At 71.4% G+C, this 1,051-nt stretch carries 1 protein-coding gene; it reads left to right on the top strand.

Features of this window, described 5'->3' with window-relative positions:
- Window positions 1-162: 162 nt before the first annotated feature.
- Window positions 163-1,051 (top strand): xylose isomerase (gene xylA / locus AB0B91_RS66480; protein WP_358343356.1); only part of this gene is annotated, 889 nt, incomplete at its 3' end.

Below are 1,051 nucleotides of genomic sequence, written 5' to 3' on the forward strand. Positions count from 1 at the left end.
GGCGATCCGGCCGAGCACCACGGCGAGGTTCCACTCGCGCAGGCTGCCCTGGCGTACGGCCCCGGGCGGGGCGTCGGGTCGGGTCACCCCTTGACACTGCCACAGGCCGGCCAAATAATTCAACCACTGAACAAATAGCGGACGACACCTCGGAGGTCTGCCATGGCACCCCGTCCCACTCCCGCCGACAAGTTCTCCTTCGGCCTCTGGACGGTGGGCTGGCAGGGCCGCGACCCGTTCGGCGACGCCACCCGGCCCGAGCTGGACCCGGTCGAGGCGGTGCGCCGGCTCGCCGAGCTGGGCGCGTACGGGATCACGCTGCACGACGACGACCTGATCCCCTTCGGCGCGGACGCCGCCACCCGCGACCAGCACGTGGCCCGCTTCCGTAAGGCGCTCGACGAGACCGGCCTGGTGGTCCCGATGGTGACCACCAACCTCTTCACCCACCCCGTCTTCAAGGACGGCGGCTTCACCAGCAACGACCGCGACGTGCGGCGCTACGCGCTACGCAAGGTGCTGCGCAACGTCGACCTCGCCGCGGAGCTGGGCGCCCGCACCTTCGTGATGTGGGGCGGCCGGGAGGGCGCCGAGTACGACCTCGCCAAGGACGTGCGCGCCGCCCTGGACCGCTACCGCGAGGCCGTCGACGTGCTCTGCCAGTACGTCGTCGACTCCGGCTACGACCTGCGCTTCGCCCTCGAGCCCAAGCCCAACGAGCCGCGCGGCGACATCCTCCTGCCCACCGTCGGGCACGCCCTGGCCTTCATCTCCACCCTGGCCCGCCCCGAGCTGGTCGGGCTCAACCCGGAGGTGGGGCACGAGCAGATGGCCGGCCTGAACTTCGCCCACGGCATCGCCCAGGCGCTCTGGCAGGGCAAGCTGTTCCACATCGACCTCAACGGCCAGCGCGGCGTCAAGTACGACCAGGACCTCGTCTTCGGCCACGGCGACCTGCTGAACGCGTTCGCCCTCGTCGACCTGCTGGAGCACGGCGGCCCCGGCGGCGGGCCCGCGTACGACGGCCCCCGGCACTTCGACTACAAGCCCT

The organism is Nonomuraea sp. NPDC049141 (assembly GCF_040648415.1).
Taxonomy (GTDB): Bacteria; Actinomycetota; Actinomycetes; order Streptosporangiales; family Streptosporangiaceae; genus Nonomuraea.